This window comes from Flavobacterium pectinovorum, from assembly GCF_022802975.1.
Taxonomy (GTDB): Bacteria; Bacteroidota; Bacteroidia; order Flavobacteriales; family Flavobacteriaceae; genus Flavobacterium; species Flavobacterium pectinovorum_B.
The window spans coordinates 328590-355444 of sequence record NZ_JAFEVZ010000005.1 but is presented as its reverse complement, the minus strand read 5'-3'; the positions used below and the strand labels follow the sequence as shown (position 1 = coordinate 355444).

At 34.4% G+C, this 26855-nt stretch carries 20 protein-coding genes; 14 read left to right on the top strand and 6 right to left on the bottom strand.

Going from position 1 to position 26855, the window contains the following annotated elements; genetic code table 11:
* Positions 1–199 (top strand): hypothetical protein (locus FLV_RS10015; RefSeq protein WP_243233441.1); only part of this gene is annotated, 199 nt, incomplete at its 5' end.
* A 158-nt stretch (positions 200–357) separates the two neighbouring features.
* Here the strand turns inward: FLV_RS10015 and htpG are convergent.
* Positions 358–2241 carry a molecular chaperone HtpG gene (htpG, locus tag FLV_RS10010; protein WP_243233438.1) on the bottom strand — a complete coding sequence of 628 codons (1884 nt, stop codon included), beginning with the start codon at positions 2239–2241 and terminating at the stop codon, positions 358–360.
* Between the two features lie 200 nt (positions 2242–2441).
* Here htpG and FLV_RS10005 point away from each other — a divergent pair, with 200 nt between their 5' ends.
* The 3 genes from FLV_RS10005 (at position 2442) to FLV_RS09995 (ending at position 4713) form a co-directional block, all read left to right on the top strand.
* On the top strand, positions 2442–2942 hold the full coding sequence (locus FLV_RS10005; protein WP_243233435.1) for a lipocalin family protein: 501 nt from the start codon (positions 2442–2444) through the stop codon (positions 2940–2942).
* Between the two features lie 26 nt (positions 2943–2968).
* Positions 2969–3664 (top strand): OmpA family protein, encoded by a 696-nt coding sequence (locus FLV_RS10000; protein WP_243233434.1) that lies wholly within the window; start codon positions 2969–2971, stop codon positions 3662–3664.
* A gap of 101 nt (positions 3665–3765) precedes the next feature.
* Positions 3766–4713: an ABC transporter ATP-binding protein gene (locus tag FLV_RS09995; RefSeq protein ID WP_243233453.1), complete on the top strand. Its 948-nt coding sequence runs from the start codon at positions 3766–3768 to the stop codon at positions 4711–4713.
* Here the strand turns inward: FLV_RS09995 and FLV_RS09990 are convergent.
* The 4 genes from FLV_RS09990 to FLV_RS09975 form a co-directional block, all read right to left on the bottom strand.
* Positions 4710–4994 (bottom strand): GNAT family N-acetyltransferase, encoded by a 285-nt coding sequence (locus FLV_RS09990; protein WP_243233433.1) that lies wholly within the window; start codon positions 4992–4994, stop codon positions 4710–4712. The two genes, FLV_RS09995 and FLV_RS09990, sit on opposite strands and share 4 nt — an antisense overlap.
* A 6-nt stretch (positions 4995–5000) precedes the next feature.
* On the bottom strand, positions 5001–5396 hold the full coding sequence (locus FLV_RS09985) for an OsmC family protein (RefSeq protein ID WP_243233432.1): 396 nt from the start codon (positions 5394–5396) through the stop codon (positions 5001–5003).
* A gap of 3 nt (positions 5397–5399) precedes the next feature.
* Entirely contained in the window at positions 5400–6281 is an 882-nt protein-coding gene (locus FLV_RS09980; protein ID WP_243233431.1) for a pirin family protein, read from the bottom strand.
* Between the two features lie 116 nt (positions 6282–6397).
* Positions 6398–7498: a DNA alkylation repair protein gene (locus FLV_RS09975; protein ID WP_243233430.1), complete on the bottom strand. Its 1101-nt coding sequence runs from the start codon at positions 7496–7498 to the stop codon at positions 6398–6400.
* 156 nt (positions 7499–7654) lie between these two features.
* Here FLV_RS09975 and nadC point away from each other — a divergent pair, with 156 nt between their 5' ends.
* The 5 genes from nadC (at position 7655) to priA (ending at position 13172) form a co-directional block, all read left to right on the top strand.
* Complete coding sequence (nadC, locus tag FLV_RS09970; RefSeq protein ID WP_243233429.1) at positions 7655–8512, top strand: carboxylating nicotinate-nucleotide diphosphorylase; 858 nt, start codon at positions 7655–7657, stop codon at positions 8510–8512.
* 69 nt (positions 8513–8581) lie between these two features.
* Entirely contained in the window at positions 8582–9502 is a 921-nt protein-coding gene (locus tag FLV_RS09965) for a YihY/virulence factor BrkB family protein (RefSeq protein ID WP_243233425.1), read from the top strand.
* A gap of 4 nt (positions 9503–9506) precedes the next feature.
* Entirely contained in the window at positions 9507–9938 is a 432-nt protein-coding gene (locus tag FLV_RS09960) for a DUF2147 domain-containing protein (RefSeq protein WP_243233418.1), read from the top strand.
* 13 nt (positions 9939–9951) lie between these two features.
* Positions 9952–10698 carry a subclass B1 metallo-beta-lactamase gene (bla-B1-FLAV, locus tag FLV_RS09955; RefSeq protein ID WP_243233415.1) on the top strand — a complete coding sequence of 249 codons (747 nt, stop codon included), beginning with the start codon at positions 9952–9954 and terminating at the stop codon, positions 10696–10698.
* A gap of 23 nt (positions 10699–10721) precedes the next feature.
* Positions 10722–13172 (top strand): primosomal protein N', encoded by a 2451-nt coding sequence (gene priA, locus FLV_RS09950; RefSeq protein ID WP_243233412.1) that lies wholly within the window; start codon positions 10722–10724, stop codon positions 13170–13172.
* Between the two features lie 5 nt (positions 13173–13177).
* Here priA and FLV_RS09945 read toward each other — a convergent pair whose 3' ends face one another.
* Positions 13178–13870: a LytR/AlgR family response regulator transcription factor gene (locus FLV_RS09945; RefSeq protein ID WP_243233409.1), complete on the bottom strand. Its 693-nt coding sequence runs from the start codon at positions 13868–13870 to the stop codon at positions 13178–13180.
* Positions 13871–14046: 176 nt separating this feature from the next.
* Between FLV_RS09945 and rpsF the strand changes: the two genes are divergently transcribed.
* The 5 genes from rpsF (at position 14047) to FLV_RS09920 (ending at position 26816) form a co-directional block, all read left to right on the top strand.
* Positions 14047–14388, top strand: a complete 342-nt coding sequence (rpsF, locus tag FLV_RS09940) for a 30S ribosomal protein S6 (RefSeq protein WP_007810575.1) — start codon at positions 14047–14049, stop codon at positions 14386–14388.
* Positions 14389–14393: 5 nt separating this feature from the next.
* Entirely contained in the window at positions 14394–14690 is a 297-nt protein-coding gene (gene rpsR / locus FLV_RS09935; RefSeq protein WP_007138295.1) for a 30S ribosomal protein S18, read from the top strand.
* Positions 14691–14757: 67 nt separating this feature from the next.
* Positions 14758–15198, top strand: a complete 441-nt coding sequence (gene rplI / locus FLV_RS09930; protein ID WP_243233406.1) for a 50S ribosomal protein L9 — start codon at positions 14758–14760, stop codon at positions 15196–15198.
* A gap of 139 nt (positions 15199–15337) precedes the next feature.
* Entirely contained in the window at positions 15338–15811 is a 474-nt protein-coding gene (locus FLV_RS09925) for a DUF6495 family protein (protein WP_243233404.1), read from the top strand.
* A 1084-nt stretch (positions 15812–16895) separates the two neighbouring features.
* Positions 16896–26816: a gliding motility-associated C-terminal domain-containing protein gene (locus tag FLV_RS09920; protein ID WP_243233403.1), complete on the top strand. Its 9921-nt coding sequence runs from the start codon at positions 16896–16898 to the stop codon at positions 26814–26816.
* Positions 26817–26855: the final 39 nt, after the last annotated feature.

Genomic DNA, 26855 nt, shown 5'->3' with positions numbered 1-26855 from the left:
GTTACCCAAAATTGCGTTAGGGATGGAAGCGGCATCCTTTTGCGGGATTCGTTTTTTCTATTATTCTAAAAAGTTCTATCGCAAAAGATACAGCGCACAGCCCGGCCCAGAGGGAAACGCCATAAGTATAAACACGGAAAAGGTCAAATCAAAGAAAGGATCTCTAAAGGATATCTGTTTTATAATTGCTCTAAACTGAGATCTTTTGGTTTTGTAGAGTATTGAATCGATGATGAAATTTTATATGATACATTTATCGATATACTATTTTGATGCGTTATGGTAATACTGCTTAGTTTGAAACAATAAAAAAACCTGCAAATGTATTTGCAGGTTTAATGAGTTATAATTGAAAATTTATTTAATTAAATCAAAACTTCTTTTTACAAAAGCTGTAAGTTCTTCTCCTTTTAATAAGTTTTGAGATAATTTGGCAAGATCTAAGGCTTGTTTGACTAAGTTTTCCTGAGTTGATTTATCTTCAGTATTTAAAATATTTGAAGCTAAATCAGAGTTAGTATTTACCACTAAATTGTACATTTCCGGCATATTACCCATTCCGAACATTCCGCCGCCGCCTGATTGACTCATTTCTTTCATTCTACGCATAAATTCTGGCTGTGTGATGAGGAAAGGAGCTGCCTGGCTGTCCATAGCTTCTAATTGTACAGAATATGCTTTTGGGATATAAGCTTCTAATGACGTTTTAAGTGTTTCTTTTTCTTGATCTGATAATTTTGAAATTGTGTTTTCATCTTTTTTGATTAGGTTATCAATATGATCAGAATCTACACGAACGAAAGTAACGTCTTTATTATCTCCTTCAATTTTTTGAATCAGATGAGAAATGATCGGAGAATCTAAAAGTAATACTTCGTATCCTTTTGCTTTTGCAGTTTCTATATAAGAGTGTTGCGCATCTTTATTTCCAGCATACAAAACTACCAATTTTCCGTCTTTATCCGTTTGGTTATCTTTTAGTTTTTCCTTTAATTCTTCTAAAGTAAAATAAGTATCATCAACTGTTGGATACAATACAAACGCTCCTGCCTTTTCGTAGAATTTGTCTTCAGAAAGCATTCCGTATTCTAAAACAATTTTAATATCGTTCCATTTTTGCTCGAAATCATCACGGTTTTCATTGAATAATGCTTTTAATTTATCGGCAACTTTACGAGTAATATAGTTAGATATTTTTTTAACAGCACCATCTGCTTGTAAGCCTGAACGAGAAACGTTTAGCGGAATATCCGGAGAATCGATTACACCTTTTAGCATCGTTAAAAATTCAGGTACAATTCCTTCTACGTTATCTGTAACGTAAACCTGGTTTTGATACAATTGAATTTTATCTTTCTGAATTTGCATATCAGAACCTAATTTTGGAAAATATAAAATTCCAGTTAAGTTAAAAGGATAATCTACATTTAAATGAATGTTGAATAGAGGTTCTTCAAATTGCATTGGATACAATTCTCTGTAGAAGTTTTTATAGTCTTCATCAGATAATTCAGAAGGTTGTTTTGTCCAGGCCGGATTCGGGTTGTTGATGATATTGTCAGTTTCAACGGTTTCGTTGATATAATCTTCAGGTGCGTCTTCTGGTTTTGGGAGAGTTTCTGTTCTTGTTCCAAATTTAATTGGAATAGGCATGAACTTGTTGTACTTATTTAATAATCCACTGATTTTAGAATCTTCTAAAAATTCTAAAGAATCTTCGGCAACGTGAAGAATGATTTCTGTACCACGTGAAGTTTTGTCAGCTGGTTCTAAAGTAAATTCAGGACTTCCATCACATGTCCAGTGTGCTGCCGGCTCATCTTTATATGATTTTGTAATGATTTCAACTTTTTCAGCCACCATAAAAGCCGAATAGAAACCAAGTCCAAAATGACCGATAATTCCAGAATCTTTTGCAGAATCTTTGTATTTGTCCAAAAATTCTTCTGCACCTGAAAAAGCAACCTGATTGATGTATTTTTCAACTTCATCAGCTGTCATACCTAAACCTTGATCGGTAATGTGGATTTTTTTACCTTCTTTGTCTACTTTGATTTCGATAATTGGGTTTCCGTATTCGACTTTAGCTTCACCAATACTAATAAGGTGTTTTAATTTTAAAGTAGCATCGGTACCATTTGAAACCAACTCACGTAAGAAAATTTCATGATCGCTGTATAAGAACTTTTTGATTAAGGGAAAGATGTTTTCTACAGAAACATTAATTTTACCTGTTGTCATATTTTTTAATTTTTTAGTTTAATAAGATGATTTTGATTCATTCAAATAGAATACCAATTTATTTATAATGACAAAATGGCACAAGTGTTAATTTTGAAAGAAAATAATCAGATTTTGGAACCAAACCTATTTTATGAGTTGTATCTTTGTGTTATAATAATTGTTAAATGCGTAAGTATTAACTTAAATAAATGTACAAAATGAAGAAAATTATTTTCATTTGCATGATTGCCACGATGTTTTTTTCGTGTAAATCAGCTTCGTCAACAGCTTCAACAGAAGCCCCCGCACTTTCGACTAAACTTGACAGATCAACTCAAGTGGCTCTTAAAGGAAATTGGGTTCTTACCAATGTGTCTTATCCTGGTTCAGATTACATTAAAGTAAATTCATTTGATTTAGCAGATTCAAAATGTTTTATTGGCAGTACCTGGAATTTTATTTCAAATAATAACAAAGGAAGTATGACTTTGAATGCTCCCGGCTGTACAGCTTTTAGTTCACCAATTGTTTGGAGTGTCAACAATCAGGGAGCTTTTATTTTGAAAATTCTTGATGCTGGTGTAAAAGCTAAAAAAGTTAGAGAAGGTTATTTGTTGAAAGTAGCCGGAGTATCAGAAAGTTCTTTTCAGTTAATTGATAATATTAATGTTGGAGGGCAAACAAAAGACGTTGTTTACCAATTTCAAAGAGCCAATTAATTATAAATTTTATATAAAAAGATAATATGAAAAAGATATCAATCTTAGGTTTAAGTGCATTGTTAGTTGTAAGTAGCTTTTTTGCAAGCTGTGATTCTGTGAAAAATGCTAATAACACACAAAAAGGGGCAGGTATTGGAGTTGTAGCCGGAGGAATTATTGGAGGTATTTTAGGCAATAATTTAGGAAAAGGAGGTAATGCTGCTTTAGGAGCTGCTATTGGAGCAGCCGTTGGTGGTGGAACCGGTGCTTTAATTGGTAATAAAATGGATAAACAAGCACGTGAAATTGATCAGGCTCTTCCTGGTGCTGATGTAGAAAGAGTTGGAGAAGGTATTCGCTTAACTCTTAATGAAAATGCGGTTCGTTTTGATACTAACAAATCTACTTTGACAAGTACAGCGAAAGCAAATTTGGATAAATTAGTTCCTGTTTTTAATGATTACGGTGATACAGATATTCAGATATTTGGATATACTGATAACACAGGTAAACCCGAATATAATTTAACACTTTCAGGACAAAGAGCGGCTTCTGTACAAGCGTATTTAGTCTCTAAAGGATTAAAAGCAAGCCGTTTTAAAACTTCAGGTTTAGGTATTGCAGATCCAATTGCAACCAATGAAACTGTAGAAGGAAGAGCGCAAAATCGTCGTGTTGAGTTTGCAATTACTGCAAATGACAAGATGGTGAATGATGCTAAAGCTGAAGCTGGAAAATAATTAAATACAATAAAATTTATTAAAAGCTGTTTCATAATAGAAGCAGCTTTTTTTTGCTTTCGAATTTAAACATTGTAAATTTGAACTCTCAATTAGAACACATGCTTGACATTCAAAATATCTCATTTTCGTATACTGATAAACCCGTTATAAAAAACGTATCTTTTACAATTAATAAAGGTGAAAACATTGCCATTATTGGTGAAAGCGGCTGTGGAAAAAGTACGCTTTTAAAACTTATGTATGGTTTGTATGATCTGGATGAAGGAAAGATTTTCTATGAAGAAAAGCCCGTTTTAGGTCCAAAATATAACCTGATTCCCGGAATGCCTTATATGAAATATTTGGCACAGGATTTCGATTTATCACCTTATGAAACTGTGGCTGAAAACGTAGGAAAGTTTCTTTCTAACGGTTTTGCCAATATGAAAAAGCTTCGTGTTCAGGAGCTTTTGGAAATGGTCGAAATGGAACAGTTTTCGAATGTTAAAGCTAAGTTTTTAAGTGGAGGACAGCAGCAGCGTGTTGCTTTGGTACGAGTTTTAGCTTTAGAACCGGAAGTTATTTTGCTTGATGAGCCTTTTAGCCAGATTGATGCTTTTCGAAAAAATGCTTTACGCCGAAATTTGTTCCGATACTTAAAACAGAAAAAAATAACCTGTATTATTGCTACGCATGATAGTACAGATGCCTTGTCATTTGCAGATGAAGCGATAGTTATGCGCAATGGAGAAATTATCACAAAGGGAAACCCAAATGAAATTTATACAAATCCATCTTCAAAATACGTTGCTTCTCTTTTTGGAGAAGTCAATGAGGTTCCTACTCATTTGTTACAACTTTCCGAAGATGAAACTAAAAAATCACTAGTTTATCCTCATCAGCTAATTATGGTTGAACATTCTGATTTGGAAGTTAAAATCAGGAGAACTTATTTTAGAGGAAGTCACTATTTGATTGAAACTGTTTACAAAAGACAATTGATATTTTTTGAAAACGAGTTTGATTTGCCGCTTGAACTAACAATTTTCTTAGGTCTTAATTCTTAATGAAATAACACATCATGAATGTCTTCTGTTTTGTCAAAAACGCTTTTTGCAAAAGGACAAAGCGGAATGATTTTTAGATTGTTGGTTCTGGCATAGTCTACAGCTGCCATAACTAATTTTTTGCCAACACCTTTTCCGTTAAATTCTTCGTTGACTTCTGTATGGTCTATGATGAATTTTGAATCGCCAGCCCAGGTATAGGTCATTTTTCCTGCTTGTTTTTCATCTTCTGCAGCTTCAAAATAACCTCTTCTTGTATCGTTTATTTGTTGGATTTCCATGATAAATTATATTAATGTAGTTTTGATTTCGATTGAATTTGTTAATGTTTTATGAATCGGGCAGCTGTTTGCTATGATTTCTAATCGCTGTTTTTGAGCTTCATCAATTTCGCCTGTAATTTCAATTTTTCTTGTAAATAAAGATACTTTTTGCTCTAAATCTCTTTCAAAGTCAATTTTGATGTTAATTTCAGAAACGTTCCATTGTTTTCGGTTAATGTACATTCTTAAAGTAATTAAAGTACAGGAAGCTAATGAAGAAGCAAGCAATTCTGAAGGGCTAAAGCCTAAGTTTTTCCCACCCATTTCTTGCGGCTCATCGGCAATAATAATGTTTTCGCTGGCAGATGTTATTTCTGTACGATACAAACGCGTATCTATTTTTGCTGATAATGTTTCCATAAATTATTTAATTCTTGGTTCAGGTAATGGAACAAATTCGGTTTCGCCCGGAACTTTTGGAAAGGTTTGTGCGGCCCAGTCTTGTTTCGCTTTTTCGATAAGATTTTTATCGGATGAAACAAAATTCCAAAAAATAAAATGTTCTTCGGGAAATGGTTGTCCGCCAAAAATATAAACCGTGGTATTTTCGGTAATTTCAAATTCACATAAAGTGCTGTCATTAGTGATCAGAATCTGTTTGGATTCGTAAACGTGTTCGCCGCTTTTGATACTTCCTTCCAGAATATATAAACCGCTTTCGCCGAATAAATGGCTTCCAATATTGATTTTCTTCGCTTCTTTGCTTTTAATTTCAATAAAATACAGAGGGCTATAAACAGGAACTGGTGATTTTTTGCTAAAAGCTTCTCCGGCTATTAATTTATAGAAAACACCATCATCTTCCCAAGCCGGAATAGCATCTGCTTCAACATGGGTAAAATTCGGATCCATTTGTTCTAATTCTTTTGGGAGGGCGACCCAAATCTGTAATCCGTGAAGCATTTTGTCCGATTGTCTTAAATATTCAGGGGTTCTTTCAGAATGTGAAATTCCTTTTCCGGCAGTCATCCAGTTTACTGCGCCCGGTTTTATTTCTAATTCTGTTCCTAAACTGTCACGGTGCATGATGCTTCCTTCAAATAAAAACGTTAATGTTGAAAGCCCGATGTGCGGGTGAGGCGGAACATCCATATTTTGATACTGATTTAAATGTGCCGGTCCCATGTGATCTATAAATACAAATGGTCCGACGGCTCTTTTTTCGCGGAAAGGCAATAACCTCCCAACCATAAAATTGCCTATATTGGCAGCACGCTCTTCGATAATTAAACTGATGTTTGACATGGTTTATTTGATTTGAAAACAAAATTACAGTTGTAGTCTCAATCTGTAACTTAATTTAGATTAAGAAAAAAAAATCGGGATTATCTATAAAAATAAGAAATACAGTTTGTTTATTTTTAATTTATCAACTCAAATTCCAGTGGTTCACTTTCTGTTCCATTAATAATAATCGACAATTGATGTATTCCTGTATAAAAAACACGAGTCGTAATTAGTCTAAAAGATTGATTTCTCTCAACTTTAGTCAATTGATTGGGAGGGTAAATTTTTTCACTGATTTTAAAGACCTTTTTTGCCAGGTGCCCTTTTGATTTTTTATAATGAACAGCATATTCTAAGCGAACGGTTTTCGGATCGGCATTTTTATTGTTTAAGTAAAATTGAAACTGCAGATAATCACCAATTTTTACAATTGGTGTTTTGATTTCGAAAGAGGAAAGTTCAATATTAGTGCTTTCCAGTCCATAATGACTCAGAATTTCTGGATGTCCTTGTTTTAATAACGTTCGACAGCCGTGTTTGACAATTCCGTCAGTTTCTGTACCGTGATCTTTCCATTTTTGAGCAATTTCAAGTACAATTTCAGGATTATCTTTGGTAATATCATTTAAATTATTAGCTACACTTCTTCGGACATATTCTGACGGGTCATTTTTCAGGTTTTCTAAAATGGGAAGAATAGATGCGGGATCTTTTTTAAGAAACGGAATTGCCATTGCCCATGGTAATTTCGGTCTTGAACCTTCGCTTGCCAGTCGGCGTACGTGATGATTTTCATGCAAAGACCATTTTGTCATTTCATCTATCATTTGCTCTTTGTATTTTAAAATGAAAGGACGAACAGCAAATTCGCAACTAATAAATTGTGTGATGGAAACAAAGGCCTTTGTAGAAGTTTTAAAATCATCTAAGCCATATACTTCAATATAATCAGCAAAAAAGATGAAAGCCAGATTACTATCGGCAAAACTTTTTCTTTTTAGGTTTTCGATGATTTTATCGATTAAAGATACGGCTTCAGGAAAGTTTTGAGGCATAAATTGATGTAAAACAACTGTTGTATGTTTCATTCGGTCTTTCCATTCCTTTTGAGCAAAATTGTCTTCGTAAATCGTTTCTGTAAATTTCTGTTTATTGAATGAAGGATGTACTTCGGCGACAGCCTGACCAAAATTTTCGTAAAATGAAACCGAGTAAATATCTTTAATTAATCCCATAATTTTATTTGAATGAACCTCAAAGGTATTTAATGTTCTTTGATTTTTTTTAGATTAATTAGAAGAAGTTTCTTCTGAAATTTTCATTTTTCACAGAGATGAAACTTTCAAATCCACAAAATATGTCCTATTTTAGCATCTTATAAAATTAAAAAAATGATTAGCGAAGCACAATTTCAAGCCGAATTACAACTATTGATTAGTAATGCAATTCGAGAAGATGTAGGCCCGGGAGATTTTAGTTCGTTAGCATGTATCCCTGATGCAGCGCACGGACAAGCTAAATTATTAGTAAAAGATCAGGGAATTATTGCCGGTGTTGTATTGGCAAAAATGATTTTTGAATTTGTTGATCCAAAATTAAAAGTGAAAACTTTTATAGAAGATGGAACTCATGTAGAATACGGTGATGTAGTTTTTGAAGTTTCCGGAAGTTCGCAATCAATTTTAAAGTCAGAAAGAGTGGTTTTGAATACCATGCAACGCATGTCTGCCATCGCTACAAAGACCAGCCAATTAATGCAACTTTTAGAAGGAACCGGCGCTAAAATATTAGATACCCGTAAAACAACTCCAAATTTTAGGGTTGCTGAAAAGTGGGCCGTGAAAATAGGTGGAGGTGAAAACCATCGTTATGCCTTATATGATATGATAATGCTGAAAGATAATCATATTGATTTTGCAGGGGGAATTACGTTTGCTATAAAAAAAACCAAGGAATATCTTAAAGCTAATAATCTCGATTTAAAGATTATTGTGGAGGCCAGAAATTTAGATGAAATTCGTGAAATTTTGTTAAGCGACGGAGTTCACAGGATTTTAATTGATAACTTTAATTATGAAGATACAAAAACGGCTGTGGCATTAATTGGTACTAAATGCCAGACAGAGTCTTCAGGAAATATTAGCGAAAAGACGATTCGGGAGTACGGACTTTGCGGTGTAAATTATATTTCATCCGGAGCTTTAACTCATTCGGTTTATAATATGGATCTGAGTTTGAAAGCGTTTTAAGTTATGGTTTTAAAACATTCTAAAATCTGACTGACGAAATAATTAAGAAGTCTAAAAATCTAAAAAAATATGTCCCAAGAAATAGAAGACCGGCTTGAAAAAGTGCCAGTGGTAAGTTTTATAGTGCGGTTTTTAAAAAAAATACAATTACCATGGTTGGAAGGCTTTTCGTTGTATGATTTGCTTGAAATGTATATTCTTGGGATTCTTGAAGGTGCTTTTTCGTATCACGCCAGTGCGGTATCGTTTAGCTTTTTTATGGCCTTGTTTCCTTTCGCATTATTCATCCTGAACTTGATTCCTTATATTCCGATTGAAGGGTTTCAGGAAGATTTTTTACAGTTTGTGCAACAAGGAGTTCCTCCAAATACTTATGATGCAATTAGTAAAATAATCAGTGATATTTTAAATAATAGTCACTCAGGTTTATTATCGTCAGGATTTTTGCTTTCTATTTTCTTAATGGCAAACGGAATTAATGGTATTCTTAGTGGTTTCGAATCCTCAAAACATGTTTTTGATAAGCGAGGTTTTTTTCATCAATATCTGGTTGCTTTGGCGATTTCGCTTGTAATGACGATTATATTGTTTGTAACAGTAGCTACAATTGTGGTTTTTGAGGTATTTATCCAAAAAACAATCATTCAGGATGTGTTAAGTGATAGAATTCCGCTGATTATTTTAGGAAGATATTTGTTTGTTATTTTAATGATTTTGATAACGTCTTCAGTATTATTGCGCTATGGTACGAAGCAGTATAATAAAGTACCTTTTATAAGTATAGGTTCTGTTTTTACGACCATCTTAATTGTTATATCTTCGTTCTTTTTTGGAATTTGGGTTATAAAATTTTCGAAATACAACGAACTTTATGGTTCTATTGGGACATTATTAATTCTAATGTTTTACATTTGGATAAACTGTATGATACTGCTTTTGGGCTTTGAGCTCAATGCAACTATTCGAAAATTAAGGCAAAAAAATAAATAGAATTATGAAAAATTGGATGTTGACTATTGCTGTTTTTTTTCTAACTCTAAGCGCTGCTCAGGCGCAAAGTGTTATTGGAAAGTGGAAAACAATTGATGATGAAACCGGAGAGGCAAAATCAATAGTAGAAGTTTATGAAAAATCCGGAAAAATATACGGGAAAGTTATAGAGATACTCCGTGCCGATCATAAAAAAGATGTATGTTCTAAATGTGAAGGAGCTGAAAAAAACAAGCCGATTTTAGGTATGATAATCATTAACGGACTTAAAAAAGACGGTTCTGAATATAATGGAGGAACAATCTTGGATCCTACAAACGGAAAAAAATACAAGTGTTATATTACGTTAGATTCTGCAGATAAATTAAAACTTCGCGGTTATGTAGGGATTTCAATTGTGGGAAGAACACAATACTGGACGCGGGTGAAAAATTAATTTTGGAAATAAAATGCGAACATTAGCATCGATAATCTTATTTTTTGCATTGCTATTTGATAGTTTTGGACAATCTAAGAATTCGCCATTACAAATAAGTCATCTTACAGGTGACTTTTATATTTATAAGACATTTCATGATTATAAAGGAACGCTGACTGCTGCAAATGCTATGTACCTTGTTACAGATAAAGGTGTTGTTTTGTTTGATACGCCTTGGGATCAAACACAGCATCAGCCTCTATTGGATAGTATAATAGCAAAACACAATAAAAAGGTGGTGATGATTTTTGCTACACACTCACATGATGACCGTGCAGGTGGATTTAGGTTTTACCGCCAGAAAGGAATCAGGACTTATTCTATTAAGTTAACAGATGATATTCTTAAAAAGGATAATAAAAAAAGAGCCGAATATATAATTCCAAATGATACAGTTTTTGCAGTAGGAAAGTATAAATTTGAAGTTTTTTATCCGGGAAAAGGTCATACACCTGACAATATTGTAATTTGGTTTGATAAAGAAAAAGTGCTTTATGGAGGTTGTTTTATCAAGAGTGCAGAAGCAAAAGATTTAGGATATTTGGGTGATGCAGATGTTAAAGAATGGGAGAAATCAATCAAAAAAGTACAAACGAAATTTAAGAATCCAATTTATATTATTCCGGGTCATGATGATTGGATAAATACAGAATCTTTACAACATACTTTGAAAATGGTTCAGGCATATAATGCTGCACAGGCTTCGGGTAAAAAATAATTCACCAATTTTAAAATAATTACATGTTTTTTGTCGAAGTTGTTTTACCGCTTTCTTTAGCTAAAACCTTTACCTATTGTGTTTCTGAGACCGAATTCCATTTTATTAAAAAAGGAATGAGAGTGGCAGTGCCTTTTGGGAAAAGCAAAATTTATACGGCATTGGTTATTGATTTACATCAAAATGAGCCAGGTTTGTATGAAGCCAAAGAAATTCATCAGATATTAGACGAAAAACCAATTGCTACCGAAACTCAAATTAAACATTGGCTTTGGGTCGCAAATTATTATATGTGCGGTATTGGTGATGTGTATCGAGGCGCTTTTCCGAGTGGATTATTACTGGAGAGTGAAACGATTATTTCGCATAAAGCTGATGTTGCTGTAAATCAAAATGAATTATCAGATGATGAATTTTTGATTTATGAAGCCTTACAACAGCAGAGTTCACTAAAGGTTCAGGAGATTATTTCGATCTTGAACAAAAAGAATGTTTTTCCGATTCTTCAAAAGCTGATGGCTAAGGATATTGTTGTTTTAGAAGAAGAAATAAAAGAAAGTTATAAGCCGAAACTGGTTCGATATGTAAAATTACATTCAAAGTATGAATCAGACAGTGGTTTAACTGAATTGCTGGAAGTTTTAAAAAATGCGAATAAACAAAAAGAAATTGTTTTGGCGTATTTTCAAATTAGCGCTTCAGAGAAAAAGCCTATTACGGTTAAGAAATTAGTTGAAATTTCAAATTCGACTTCGGCAGTTGTAAAAGCCTTAATAGAAAAAGAAATTTTCGAAGAATATTACCTGCAACAGGATAGAGTTTCTTTTGATGGAAAAGCTTCAGAAAAACAATTGTTGTTAAGTGATGCGCAGGAAAAGGCTTTCGGCGAAATTAAAAATAGTTTCTTGGAAAAAGAAGTTTGTCTGCTTCACGGTGTTACATCAAGCGGAAAAACTGAAATATATATAAAGTTAATCGAGGAGTATTTACAAACAGGAAAGCAAGTATTGTATTTATTGCCTGAAATTGCATTGACGACACAATTAGTTTCTCGTTTGCGACTTCATTTTGGAGATAAAGTTGCTGTTTTTCATTCGAAATACAGTAATAACGAAAGAGTTGAAGTCTGGAAACAAACACTTCAAAATTCAGACAAAGCACAAATTGTAATAGGAGCGAGGTCGGCTTTGTTTTTGCCTTTTAATAATCTGGGATTGTTGATTGTTGATGAAGAACACGAACAAACTTTTAAGCAGACAGATCCGGCTCCAAGGTATCATGCGAGAGATTCGGCAATTGTTTTGGCTAATTTTCATAATGCTAAAGTGCTTTTAGGATCTGCAACCCCAAGTATTGAAACCTATTTTAATACTCAGATTGAAAAATTCGGTTTAGTTACAATTACAGAGCGTTACAATAATGTCCGAATGCCGGAAATTGTTTTAGTTGATTTGAAAGACAAGCATTTCAGAAAAAAGATGACGGGGCATTTTAGTGATCTTTTAATCGAAGAAATTGCAGAAGCGTTGTCTTTGGGCGAACAGGTGATTTTGTTTCAAAACAGAAGAGGATATTCTCCTGTTATTGAGTGTTTAACCTGTGGTCATGTACCACATTGTCAGCAATGCGATGTGAGTTTGACTTTTCATAAACATAAAAATCAACTGCGATGTCATTATTGCGGGTATTCCATTGCAAAACCTACGCACTGCCATAGCTGTTCGAGTATTGATTTGACCACAAAAGGTTTCGGGACAGAACAAATCGAACAAGAATTAGTGTCTCTTTTTCCGAAAGCTAAAACCGGACGAATGGATCAGGATACAACGCGTGGTAAATTTGGTTTTGAGAAGATTATCGATACTTTTAAAAATAGAGAAATAGATATTTTAGTTGGAACTCAAATGCTTGCTAAAGGATTAGATTTTGATAATGTAAGTCTGGTCGGAATTATGAATGCCGATAACATGCTGCATCATCCGGATTTTAGAGCTTTTGAGCGGAGTTTTCAGATGATGACTCAAGTAGCAGGAAGAGCCGGAAGATCTGAAAAGCAAGGGAAAGTTGTAATTCAGACTTATAATCCGAATCATAATACAATTCAGCAGGTTACCATGCATAATTATACAGGTATGTATAAGGAGCAATTATATGACAGGCAAATTTATAAATATCCTCCTTATTTCCGAATTATAAAACTGACTTTAAAACACCGTGATTTTGATAAATTGAAAGAAGGATCTATGTGGATGTATCAGGTTTTAAGTCAAAATTTGAACATGCCGGTCTTAGGTCCGGAGGAACCTGCAATTAACAGAATCAGAAATGAATATATCAGGACAATTTTAATTAAGATTCCGCAAAATGTACAATTGGGGAACACAAAAAAAACTATTCAGAAAATGTTGAATAGTTTTGAAGCGGTGGCCCAGTACAGAGCTATAAAATTAATTATTAATGTCGATTTTTATTAAAAAGATTAAGTTGACAGCGCTCTTACAAGGTCTTCTTTTTTGTTTCGGCTCAATGGAATTTTAGTAATACCAATTTCGGCAAATTTACTATTAAAACGTTCTACTTTATCAATATTAATAATGTAGGATTTGTGAACACGGATAAATTTTTCTTTTGATAAGTCATTTTCAAAAGATTTCATTGTAGAAAGAACTAAATTACTGTCGTCCTCAGTAACTACTCTTACATAATCACCGAAAGCTTCAATCCATTTGATTTTTGCTGTGAAAATCTTAAGTTTTTTTAAGTTGCTTTTGATGAAAATATGTTCTCCTTCTTCTTCCTTTATTTCTTTTTTGAGGATATGCATGTCAAGAGCCCTTTTTACAGAAGCATTAAAACGATCTACAGCTATAGGTTTTTGAAGATAGTCAGTGGCATCATAATCAAATGCTTTTAAAGCATATTCAGCTTTAGAAGTAATAAAAATAATTTGAGGTTTTGATTTTAAGCCATCAAGAAAATCAAAACCGTTAATAACAGGCATTTCGATATCTAAAAATATTAAATCAATATTATTTAAAGACATGCAACTTTTTGCTTCTATTGCGTTAGAAAAGTCTCCAATTAGGTGCAGACCAGGATGATTGTTTACTAATTTTGCAATAATTGCCCTCTGTATAGAACTATCATCTACAACAACACAGTTTAGTTTCATAAGAGTTTGAATTTAATGAATTCAGGATTACAATAGTAAATGTATTATTTTTTTCGAAAATAAACTAAGATGAATGTCTGTTTTTTGCATTTCAACGAATAAAAGAAAAAAAATGTTGGTTATTCAAAAATAATAGTTACTTTTGCACCCAATTTTAACAAATAAATATTGTATTTATGAATCATTATGAAACTGTTTTCATTTTAAATCCCGTTTTATCTGAGGTTCAGGTAAAGGAAACAGTAACGAAATTTGAAGAATTTCTTACTAGTAGAGGAGCTGAAATGGTATCGAAAGAGGATTGGGGTCTTAAAAAAATGGCTTACGAAATCCAAAACAAAAAAAGTGGTTTTTACCATTTATTCGAATTCAAAGTAGCTGGAGAAGTTCTGATTGCTTTTGAAACTGAATTCAGACGTGACGAAAGAGTTATGCGTTTCCTGACTGTAAGTCTTGACAAACATGCTATTTCTTGGGCTGAAAGAAGAAGAGCTAAACTTAAATCTACAAAAGCTTAATTATCATGGCAACATTACAACAATCTGCTTCAGGAAAAAAAGACGGGGATATCAGATATCTTACGCCTTTAAACATAGAAACTAACAAGACTAAAAAATATTGTCGTTTCAAAAAATCAGGTATCAAATATATTGATTATAAAGATGCTGATTTCTTATTGAAATTCGTTAATGAGCAAGGAAAAATTCTTCCTCGTCGTTTAACAGGAACTTCTTTGAAATACCAAAGAAAAGTGTCTGTAGCTGTAAAAAGAGCTCGTCACTTAGCTTTAATGCCATACGTGGCCGATTTATTAAAATAATTAAAAACTCTAGTCGCTGGTTTCTGTTTAATCAGAACCTAACTTCTAATAATATAAGGACAACAACATGGAACTTATTTTAAAACAAGACGTACAAAACTTAGGATTTAAAGATGATGTAGTATCTGTAAAACCTGGTTACGGTCGTAACTTTTTAATTCCTCAGGGATTTGCTACATTAGCAACTCCTTCTGCTAAAAAAGTTTTAGCTGAAAATCTAAAACAAAGAGCACATAAAGAAGCTAAAGTTGTTGCTGATGCAAAAGCATTGGCTGAAACTTTAAAAGCTCTTGAAATTAAACTTACTGCAAAAGCTGGTGGAGAGAAACTTTTTGGTTCTATCACAAACATCGACATTGCTGAAGCTTTAGAGAAATCAGGTAATGCTATTGATAGAAAATTCATCACTAGCGGTATCGTTAAACGTACTGGGAAATATTCTGCAAGCATCCGTTTACACAGAGATGTTATTGTTGAGTTACCATACGAAATTGTTGCTGAAAAGTAATAGTTTAAAATACTATAGTAAAAATCCCGATGCGAGTCGGGATTTTTTTGTTTAAAAAAGATAGATAACAAACTTAATGTTATTTGCCTTAAGCAATTTGCTTATAGCTTATAGCGTAAGGCATAAAGCTTAATTAAAAATGAAATACACAAGGTTAACAAAAGAGCAGTTTGATGAATTACATGCAGAATTTGCCAGCTTTTTAGCTACGCAAGCTATTGATAAAGCAGAGTGGGATTCTCTTAAAATAAATAAGCCGGAAGTTGCGGAGCAGGAATTAGACGTTTTTTCGGATTTAATTTGGGAAGGGGTTTTGTCGAGGGCAGAATTTTTAGAACATTTTTCTAAAAATCATATATTTTTATTTCAATGTTTTGAAACTTATGTTCAGTCTATTGTGTTGAAATCTTTGGTTGCGGAAACTGATTTCCTGACTAAAGAGGGTTTGCAATGGTTAAGTGATAATATGTTTACTGATGCAATTGAAATGAAAACGGGAAAGAAAGTCTTTACTGAGGATCGGAATTCTTCAATTTTTGAATTAATTCAACAAGGAGCTTTTTTAAGTGATGGTCAATTGTTTAAACAAATCAATTCTATTATTAAAATGTAATACAGAATTTAGATGTTTTCTGGATTAAAAAAAAATCTTATTTTTTTGTTTTCCTTATTTTTTCTTATTTTTTTTAACTTTTGTTTAGTCTTTGGGTTTTTTATACCCGTATTTATACCTGTTTTTTTGCAAATTTGATAATTTGTTTTTTTTTGGTCTTACTAAAAGCTTTTTTAATTGCTAAAATGAATAAAACATCTGTTTTTATGTGTTTTTTATTACAAAATAAAATGATAATATAAAATTAATGTATTATTTTTTGAGAATTTTAAGTATTATTTGGTTTGAAAAAACATAGTATTTATAACGTTTAAGCTTCTTTTTGTGTGTTTATTCTTTTTGTGATTTGAAAAAAATAAGAATTTTACATTTGTTTGGTAATTTATTTTTTTTTAATTTTAGATTATAAAGCTTAAACAAAAAGTTTTATTAGTTGAAATCTTAAAATCATAATTTATTATTTCAAAATAAAAGAAATTACTTTTTTATTGCATAATGTGAAGTTTTTATAATAACGTATAAATGTTGCTTATGGACTTAATATTTACTTTCTTTATCAAATTTGCATTCGGTATTAGTGTTATTTTGGTTTTTATAAATAAGTTTATTTATAAATCAAAACTTACCCATAAATTTAAAACTTACGGTTGTATTTTATTTTTCCCCCACCCCCACCCCAATTGATGAGTTGTTAATCAATGTTATGATTAACTTTTATACAAGAGAATATATTGTATTCAATTTTAAAAAAAATGTTTTTTATAAAAAGAGTAATCAACTTTTTGTAAGTGTCAAATTGTACAATATATAAATGAATTCTGAATTAAAATTATTTTAAAACAAATCACTCCTTTTTGAAGCTTGGTTCAGTTCATGCTTCTGCAAATATTTAAGACGTTTTTTATTTGTCAATAAAAGCGCTCTTTGGTTGCATTTTTATTTTTTTTAAATTTTAGATTAAGCTCAATTTTTTGAATTGGAGCTTAGATGTTAACTGATTGATTTTTAATTTTTTTTAAATTGTATAAGACGAATGTCTTATTACAACAGGGTTTCTATTGTCCATTTTCTAATCTTCCAAATTATGAAAAAAAAATTACAAATTACTAATCTCAACTTCCAGAGGGGATTATTTGGGGCATTGTTTTTTTTGCTCTTATTTTCAAATTCTTTTGCTCAAAATGTATGTAGACCAACTTCACAGACAAATAGTACAGGTGGTTTTTTATGTGCAGGAATGAGTGTGAGCGACCCAGATGATGCATTTGATACAAGTATGAGTACCTTTGCTACTATAAGCAATGTACTTGGTTTAGCTTGTTTTGCACAAGAGACATTGACTTTTAATCAAACTGCGAAGGCTGGAGATCAAATTGTAATTTATTTTGGAACAGGAGGTGGTTTACTGAATCTTAGTTTATTATCAAATGTGACCATTCAGGCAAAACTTTCGGGAGCTAATGTAGATGATCCGGTGGCATTAAACAACGGACTATTAAATCTTCAATTATTGCCAGGTAATCAAATAGCTGTAATACGATATACATTGCCAGGCGATACAAATCAAGTGCGAATTCAGGTAGGAGGACTTCTTAGTGCATTGGTAAATTTAAGAGTGTATGATGTAAGATTGGATTTTGCAAAACCAACTGTTACAAATGGTTTAATACAGACAGTTTGTTCTGGAAATTCTTTGAATTTATCTGCAACTCCTGTAGCGGGAACAACGCTTGCCTGGTATAGTTCAGCTACATCAACCACGCCATTAGCCACAGGAAATAATTATACGACTCCAATTTTAACTGCTGATACTACATATTATTTGGGTGTTACGCGAGCTGCTGGTTGTGAAGGGAGTGAACGTGTTCCAGTACATGTTAATGTTTCTAATCCTGTAGCACCAGTGATAAGCGCTTCAGGGACTTCTATCTGTTCCTCTGGAATAACTCAGCAAACTACATTATTTGTAATAAATCCAATACCGGGAACCACTTATAATTGGTATAATGTTTCTTCAAACGGAGTTTCTTTAGCATCGGGAACTACTTATTCGCCAACTGTTCCTTTAGGAACCACAAGTTTTTACGTTGAAGCTGTAATAGGAAGCTGTTTGAGTCCGGCAAGAACTCAAGTTGATATAATTTCGACTGCTATACCTTCTGTTCCAACAGTTTTAACTCAAAGTGTTACCATTCAGTCTGGTCAAAACGCTACTTTAAATGCTACTACTTCTGAAGTAGGAGTGACACTAAATTGGTATGATGTTGCCAGTGGCGGATCTGCAATTGCAATTAATTCACCTACATTTACGACACCAGTTTTGACTGCTTCAAAAACATATTATATTGAAAGTCAAAGTGCAAATGGAAATTGCGTTAGTGCAAGAGTTCCGGTAGTGGTTAATCTTCAGCCAGCAGCTTTGGGGGGGTGTTTAGCAGCCAGTAGCCAGCAAACAAATCGAAATGGGTTATGCTTATTGTGTGGCGTAACAGACCCTAATAATTCTGTTGATGGAAATTCTGCAACAGCAACAAGACTTACTGTTCCTGTTGGTTTATTAACCGGATGGATTCAGCAAACATTACAATTCAATAACCCTGGAAGAGCAGGAGATATTGTTGATGTTGAATTAGAATTGCCTGGTGGATTAGCAGATGTTGCTCTTTTGGGTGCCGTTAGTTTGGCAACTTACAATGGAGTAACTTATAATAATGATAGAGTTTTAATTAATAATTCTTTGATAATACTGCAATTATTGTCAGGAAATCGTTTTAAAGCCAGTGTAGAAGCTGGAGCAGCTTTTGATCGTGTTGAGATTCGATTAGGAGGTTTGGCAACAGTATTGACGAGTTTGGATATTTATCAGGCAACTTACAGATATAAATCCCCAACAGGTTTAGCTAATCGAACTATTTGCAGCGGACAAACGACAACTATAACAGCTAATATTGGAGTAGGTGAAACTATTAATTGGTTTGATGTCGCTTCTGGAGGAACTTCCTTGGGAAGTACTACTTCTTACACCACTTCTGCTTTAACGGTTCCAACTACTTATTATGTAGAAATAACCAGAAATGGCTGTGTCAATAGTGTGCGTTTTCCTGTGTTGATATCAATTGATAATCCTATAGCTCCTGTTATCAGTACAGCGGGTACAACAATTTGTAGTGGTCAGACTACTACGTTAAATATTCAGGCGCCTGTCGGGGGTACTGTTTATAAATGGTATGATGCAGCTTCATCGGGAAATTTAGTGTTTACCGGTACTTCTTTTACTACTCCAAATTTAATTGCTAATACTAATTATTTCGTTGAAGCCACAATTGGAAGCTGTTCAAGTGCAACACGCACTCCTGTTACAGTAACTGTAAACCCATTGCCTGCAGCACCAATTGCGGCATCATCAAATGTCGTTATTCAGTCAGGACAGAGTGTAGCTCTGCTGGTATCAAGTCCGGATTCTAATGTTACATTCGATTGGTATGATGTACCTACTAATGGAACTGCTTTGGCAACAGGAACCAATACATACACTACCCCGGTTTTAACATTAAATAAAACATATTATGTTACAGCCAGAGGTATAACATCAGGTTGTACAAGCAGTGCAAGAACAGCTATTAATGTTTTGATAAATAATTCGGCTAGTAATTGCTTACAGGCTAACTCACAAGTTACAACTTTAGATCCGGGCTTGCTATGTGTTTTGTGTAGTTTCAGCAATCCTGGAGGATCTGTTGATACCAATGTAAATACATTTACCAGACTTTCTACAGTTGCTGGAATAGCTGGCGCTTATGTCGAACAAGTCGTGACTTTTCCAACAACTGGTCAAACCGGAGATATTATAGAGGTTGAGTTAGAATTACCCGGAGGATTGGCTGATGTGTCATTATTAGGCGGAGTTAGTTTAGCAACTTATAATGGAGGAACTTATAATAATGATAGACGTTTTCTTACTAATAGTCTATTAAGTTTACAATTATTATCAGGCGATAGATTTAAAGCTAGTTTTATAGCGACAGCGTCATTTAATAAAGTTGAGATTCGATTAGGAGGATTAGTGACATTATTAACAAATTTAGATATTTATGGAGCTTCATATAGATTTAAAGATGCTGTAGTTACTGGTGCAACGTCTCCAATTTGTAGTGGACAAACAGCTAATTTAGCTGCCAGTTCAGGTGTAGGGGGAGAAACATTTAAATGGTATGATGCTGCAAGTGCAGGAGCAGAACTTTCTCCTATAGCAACCTATACGACACCTGCTTTAACCGCAACAACAACTTATTATTTAGAGGCAACACGTGATGGAACTTGCGTAAACAGTGTTCGCCAGCCTGTTACCGTAACAGTATCACCATTTGCAACCGCTGCAGATGTGACAATTAATACTCCATTAGAGGCATCTTGTGCCGGAAGTGTGGTATTATCTCCAACATCTGCTTTAGTTGGAGCTCAATTCAAATATTATACAGATCAAAATAAAGCACAGGAAATTATAACCGGTTCTACAGTTGTTGGGCAACCGGGAGTAACTTTTTCTAAAAATCCAACAACAGGAGTATTAACAATTAATGGTCTGAGTTCAGCTGTGCCATCTTATAATTATTATGTGTCTGTCGTTAATGCAATTACTTGCGAAAATGCTATAAATACGCTGAAACAAGTAACGGTTAATTCTCCTTCAGCTACACCATTGGTAGTAATTGGTACGACTTTACAAGGTTGTGGAACTGTAAATTTAGCTAATGCTATAACAGGTTTTGATACGACCGGAAATACAACTTATACTTTCTATGATCCTTCAGACAATATTTTACCTGCTGCTGCTGCAGCAAATATAAATACAAGTGGTGTTTACTCAATTCAGGCTCAAGGTAACGGTGTTACATGTCCATCCGGTAAGTTACCGGTAACCGTTTCTGTTAACCCGTTACCAAGTTTGGTTGTTGCAAACCCTTTTTTATCAGTAAATGTGGGGACTAATATTCTGTTGAATGCAACATCAAATGGAACATTAGCATGGTTTAATCCTCAGGGAAATCCTTTGACCGGACCGGTATTTACAACGGGAGTTTTAAATACTCCGGGAATTTATACTTATACAGTAGTGGCAACAAGTGCCCTTAATTGTTCGACTTCAGCAACAATTACGATCAATGTTATAGATCCAAATAGCTGTCAATTATTGACAGAAAGAGTTTATGCGACTGGAGAAAGTTCAGATTCAATTGTGACAGGTGGAGTAGTGAATGGAACTAATGCTATTGACGGGAATACACAAACATATTCCACAATAGTAACAGGAGTAGGTCTTTTGGGAGTTGGTACAACCTGGCAGGATCTGACCTGGCCAACCAACATAGTAAAAGGAACGCCGGTTACGGTTAAGTTGGGAGCTGAATACAGTTTATTGGCGGTAGCTCAAGGTTTATCAGTAGTTGGAACCAAAAGCGGAGTTCCTATTGGAGTTATACAGCCTGTCTCAGGAGCACTATTAAATTTATTGCCAGGCGAAAAATCGTATGAGTTTACTTTTGTTCCTGCAAATTCATCGGGGCCGCAAGATTATGACGGAATTAGAGTAATATCCGGACCACTTTTAAGCGTTGCGCAAAACACTAAAGTATTCGATGCATATTATACGAGAAAAGTTTCAACAGTAGCTTGTACACCAGGTGATATTCAGGATGTATTTTATGGAGCAACAGATTTAGGGATAGGAGCGTTGACTTCTACTGTTGGAGTTAGTGATGCATGGAATGTGGCTGATAATGATATTTCTACCTATGCAACAATGTATAGTGGAGTAGGAGTTCTGGCTGCAGCTGATTTAACAGTTACATTTAAAACACCATCAATTGTAAGTGATACTTTAAGACTTGTGGTTTCTAAACCGGGAGCTCTTTTGAATGTTAATTTACTTACCGGATTTAGTATTCAGCGTTATTTAGGAAATGTTGCTGTTGGAGCTCCAATTCAAAGCAATAGTACGTTGTTAAATGTTACAATATTGCCTGGAAATACAATGGCAACGGTACTTGTATCCTCTTTACCTGAGGCATATGACCGTGTAAGAATTCGTTTTGGGGGTGTTGCAGGAGTTTTAGAATTTCTTAGAGTTCATACAGTTGAACGAGTAGCCAATACCAAAGTAATTGGGAGTGATTCTGATAACAAAATTACGGTTTGTCCGGGAACAGATGTTACGCTTGAGACCCCAACAGATGCTTGTTCAAATTATATATGGTACGATTCGCCAACAGGAGGTTCTGTTGTAGCGAATGGAATTACTTTTGCAGTTCCTGCTACATTAGCAGCCGGAATTTACAAATATTACGTGCAGCCGGTAAGATATGGTTGTGAAGCTTTATCAAGAGGAGAAGTTACTATTGAAGTGAGAGCTTCAAGTCCTGAAAATGCTTTAACAAATATTACTCTTAATGGAGCAGCGGTTACTTCAATCTGCTCTCCAACAGGAACGGTGACTTTAAATACAAGTTTAAGTGGAACTCCATCCCTGACAAATCCTGTTTATTATTGGTATAATTTTGACGGAACAACAAGTCAGTTAATTGCAAGTCAAACAACAAGTCAGTTAATTAGAAACGGATTGACTCCCGGGACTTACACTTATTATGTAGGAGTTAGTTCAGATGAGTTTTGTGAAACTGCAGCGGCAGACAGAAAACAAATTACTTTTACAATATTACCTCCATCAGTTCAAAATGATATTTTAGTTGATGATACAACGGTTTGTCATAACGTTCAGGCAACTTTAACACCTACAAGTATATTATCAACTCCTGTATTTTATTGGTATTTTGATGCGAATAAAACTCAGCCTATAACAAACGGAACTGTAAGTGGCGTAACTTATGCCATAAGTTCTACAGGAATTTTAAGTGTGACAGGTTTAACACGTGCTGTGAGTCCGGTTACCTATTATGTTGGAGTTTCAAGTGATACAACTTGTGAAAATATTGGAGGGACGCTTCAAACAGCTACTGTAATAATAAATGATCCGTTAACGCCAACCACTACAGATGATACCCAGGATTTCTGTTTGGTAAATGCGCCAAAGGTTTCAAATATTCAGGTAAATGAGACTAATGTTGTTTGGTATAATTCATTAACCAGTACAACCGCCATTGCTCCAGCGACAGCTTTAGCAAATGGTATTTATTACGGAGCTATTTTAGATCCAATAACAGGTTGTGAAAGCTCAGTTCGTTTACAGGTTACAGTTACTATAAATGATTCTGGAACACCGACTACCACAGACGATACTCAGGATTTTTGTTTAGTGAATGCTCCAAAGGTTTCTAATATTCAGGTAAATCAGTCCAATGTTGTTTGGTATAATTCATTAACCAGTACAACAGCAATCGCACCAACAACCGCTTTAACAAATGGTATTTATTACGGAGCTATTTTAGATCCTGTAACAGGTTGTGAAAGCGCTGTTAGATTACAAGTTACGGTAACAGTTACTAATCCGTTAACGCCAACCACTACAGATGATACCCAGGATTTCTGTTTGGTAAATGCGCCAAAGGTTTCAAATATTCAGGTAACTCAGTCCAATGTTGTTTGGTATAATTCATTAACTAGTACAACTGCTATTGCGCCAACAACTGCTTTAACAAATGGTATTTATTACGGAGCTATTTTAGACCCTGTAACAGGTTGTGAAAGCGCTGTTAGATTACAAGTTACGGTAACAGTTACTAATCCGTTAACGCCAACCACTACAGATGATACACAGGATTTCTGTTTGGTAAATGCGCCAAAGGTTTCAAATATTCAGGTAAATGAGACTAATGTTGTTTGGTATAATTCATTAACCAGTACAACTGCCATTGCACCAACGACAGCTTTAGCAAATGGTATTTATTACGGAGCTATTTTAGACCCTTTAACAGGTTGTGAAAGCTCAGTTCGTTTGCAGGTTACAGTTACTATAAATGATTCTGGAACACCGACTACCACAGACGATACTCAGGATTTCTGTTTGGTAAATGCGCCAAAGGTTTCAAATATTCAAGTGAATCAGTCCAATGTAGTTTGGTATAATTCATTAACCAGTACAACAGCAATCGCACCAACAACCGCTTTAACAAATGGTATTTATTACGGAGCTATTTTAGACCCTTTAACAGGTTGTGAGAGTGCTGTTAGATTACAAGTTACGGTAACAGTTACTAATCCGTTAACGCCAACCACTACAGATGATACACAGGATTTCTGTTTGGTAAATGCGCCAAAGGTTTCAAATATTCAGGTAACTCAGTCCAATGTTGTTTGGTATAATTCATTAACCAGTACAACTGCCATTGCACCAACAACTGCTTTAGCAAATGGTATTTATTACGGAGCTATTTTAGATCCTGTAACAGGTTGTGAAAGCTCAGTTCGTTTGCAGGTTACTGTTACTATAAATGATCCGGGAACACCGACTACTACAGATGATACTCAGGATTTCTGTTTGGTAAATGCGCCAAAGGTTTCAAATATTCAGGTAAATGAGACTAATGTTGTTTGGTATAATTCATTAACCAGTACAACTGCTATTGCGCCAACAACCGCTTTAGCAAATGGTATTTACTACGGAGCTATTTTAGATCCAATAACAGGTTGTGAAAGCTCAGTTCGTTTACAGGTTACAGTTACTATAAATGATTCTGGAACACCGACTACCACAGACGATACTCAGGATTTCTGTTTGGTAAATGCGCCAAAGGTTTCAAATATTCAAGTGAATCAGTCCAATGTAGTTTGGTATAATTCATTAACCAGTACAACAGCAATCGCACCAACAACCGCTTTAACAAATGGTATTTATTACGGAGCTATTTTAGACCCTGTAACAGGTTGTGAAAGCGCTGTTAGATTACAAGTTACGGTAACAGTTACTAATCCGTTAACGCCAACCACTACAGATGATACACAGGATTTCTGTTTGGTAAATGCGCCAAAGGTTTCAAATATTCAGGTAACTCAGTCGAATGTTGTTTGGTATAATTCATTAACCAGTACAACTGCCATTGCACCAACAACTGCTTTAGCAAATGGTATTTATTACGGAGCTATTTTAGACCCTGTGACAGGTTGTGAAAGCGCAGTAAGATTACAGGTTACTGTTACTATAAACGATCCGGGAACACCTACTACTATAGACGATACCCAGGATTTCTGTTTAATAAATGCGCCAAAGGTTTCAGATATTCAGGTAAATGAGACTAATGTTGTATGGTATAATTCATTAACCAGTACAACTGCTATTGCACCAACAACCGCTTTAACAAATGGTATTTATTACGGAGCTATTTTAGACCCTGTAACAGGTTGTGAAAGTGCTGTAAGATTACAGGTTACTGTTACTATAAATGATCCGGGAACACCGACAACTAATGATGATACACAAGATTTTTGTATTTCTAAAGCGCCAACAGTTGCCAATATTCAGGTAAATGAAACAAATGTAGTTTGGTATGGTACATTAACCAGTACAACCGCCATTGCCCCAGCAACACCTTTGGTAAACGGAATTTACTACGGAGCTATTTTGAACCCAATGACAGGTTGCGAAAGCAGTACAAGATTGCAGGTGACTGTAACTATTAATAATCCTACTGCAACACCAACTACAAACTCAGCAACTCAAGACTTCTGTTCAATAAATACACCAACAGTAGCTAATATTCAGGTAAATGAAGCTAACGTAGTTTGGTACAGTAATCCAATAGGAGGAACTGCTTTACCAGCAACAACAACTTTGGCTACGGGTCTTTATTATGGAGCTATTTCAAGTATAATTGGGTGTGAAAATGCTGTACGATTAATGGTTACGGTAAATGTAAATACTCCGGGAGTAGTTACTACAACTAGTACAACGCAAAAGTTTTGTTTATCAAAAGCACCAACCATAGCTAATATTCAGGTAAACGAACCTAATGTAGTTTGGTTCAGTACTCCTGCAGGCGGAACACCTTTAGCACTAAACACACCGCTTACAGCGACAACTTATTACGCAACATTAATCAGTAATACAACAAATGGCTGTGCAAATGCAACACGTTTAGCAATAGCAGTTAGTTTTGAAAATGATGCATTGGCACAAATTACTTCAAGTGATGATACACCATGTGTTTTTCAGGGAGTAACGTATTCAATAGCAAACGGAAAATCAAATTATGTATGGTCAGTTACAAACGGAACAATAACTTCCGGCGGGGGAACTGCTGACGGATCTGCAACAATTTCATGGTCTGATGTTGGTTCGGGGACAGTTACGGTAACGTATATCAATACATGTGATGAAACCACTACAAAAACATTAAACGTGACTGTTGCGACTTGTTCAGATCTTACAATCACAAAAACAGTTAATAATCCAACTCCTAATTTTGGTGATGAGGTAACCTTTACAATAACTGTAAATAATGTAGGGCAGGGAACTATTCTTAACACGCTTGTTAGTGAATTAATTCCAAGCGGATATGAATTAGTTTCATCTTCAACATCAAGTGGAGTATATGATACGTTGACTCAGATTTGGACAATTCCTACCTTAAATGCCGGAGAAAGTGAAACACTTGAAGTTAGAGTGATTGTCTTGCCAAACGGTGATTATCTAAATGTAGCCACTATCGAAATTTCAACTCCTTTAGATGTTAATCCTGCAAATAATTCGGCTTCAGCTTCGGTAGAACCAATTTGTTTAACGGTTTATAATGAGTTCACGCCAAATAATGACGGGGCAAATGATCTCTTCAGAATCGATTGTATCGAATCATATCCAAACAATGAATTAAAAGTCTTTAACAGATATGGAGCTTTGGTTTACAGTAAAAGAGGTTATCAAAACGATTGGAATGGAACGGCCAACGTATCGGGAGTTATAAATAGAGGGGATATGCTGCCAACCGGTACTTATTTTTATGTAATAGAAATTGGAGACGGAAAAGTTAAAAAAGGATGGTTATCTATAATGAGATAAGCACCGTTATTAATCATCTAATTAATTAAAACTAAATAA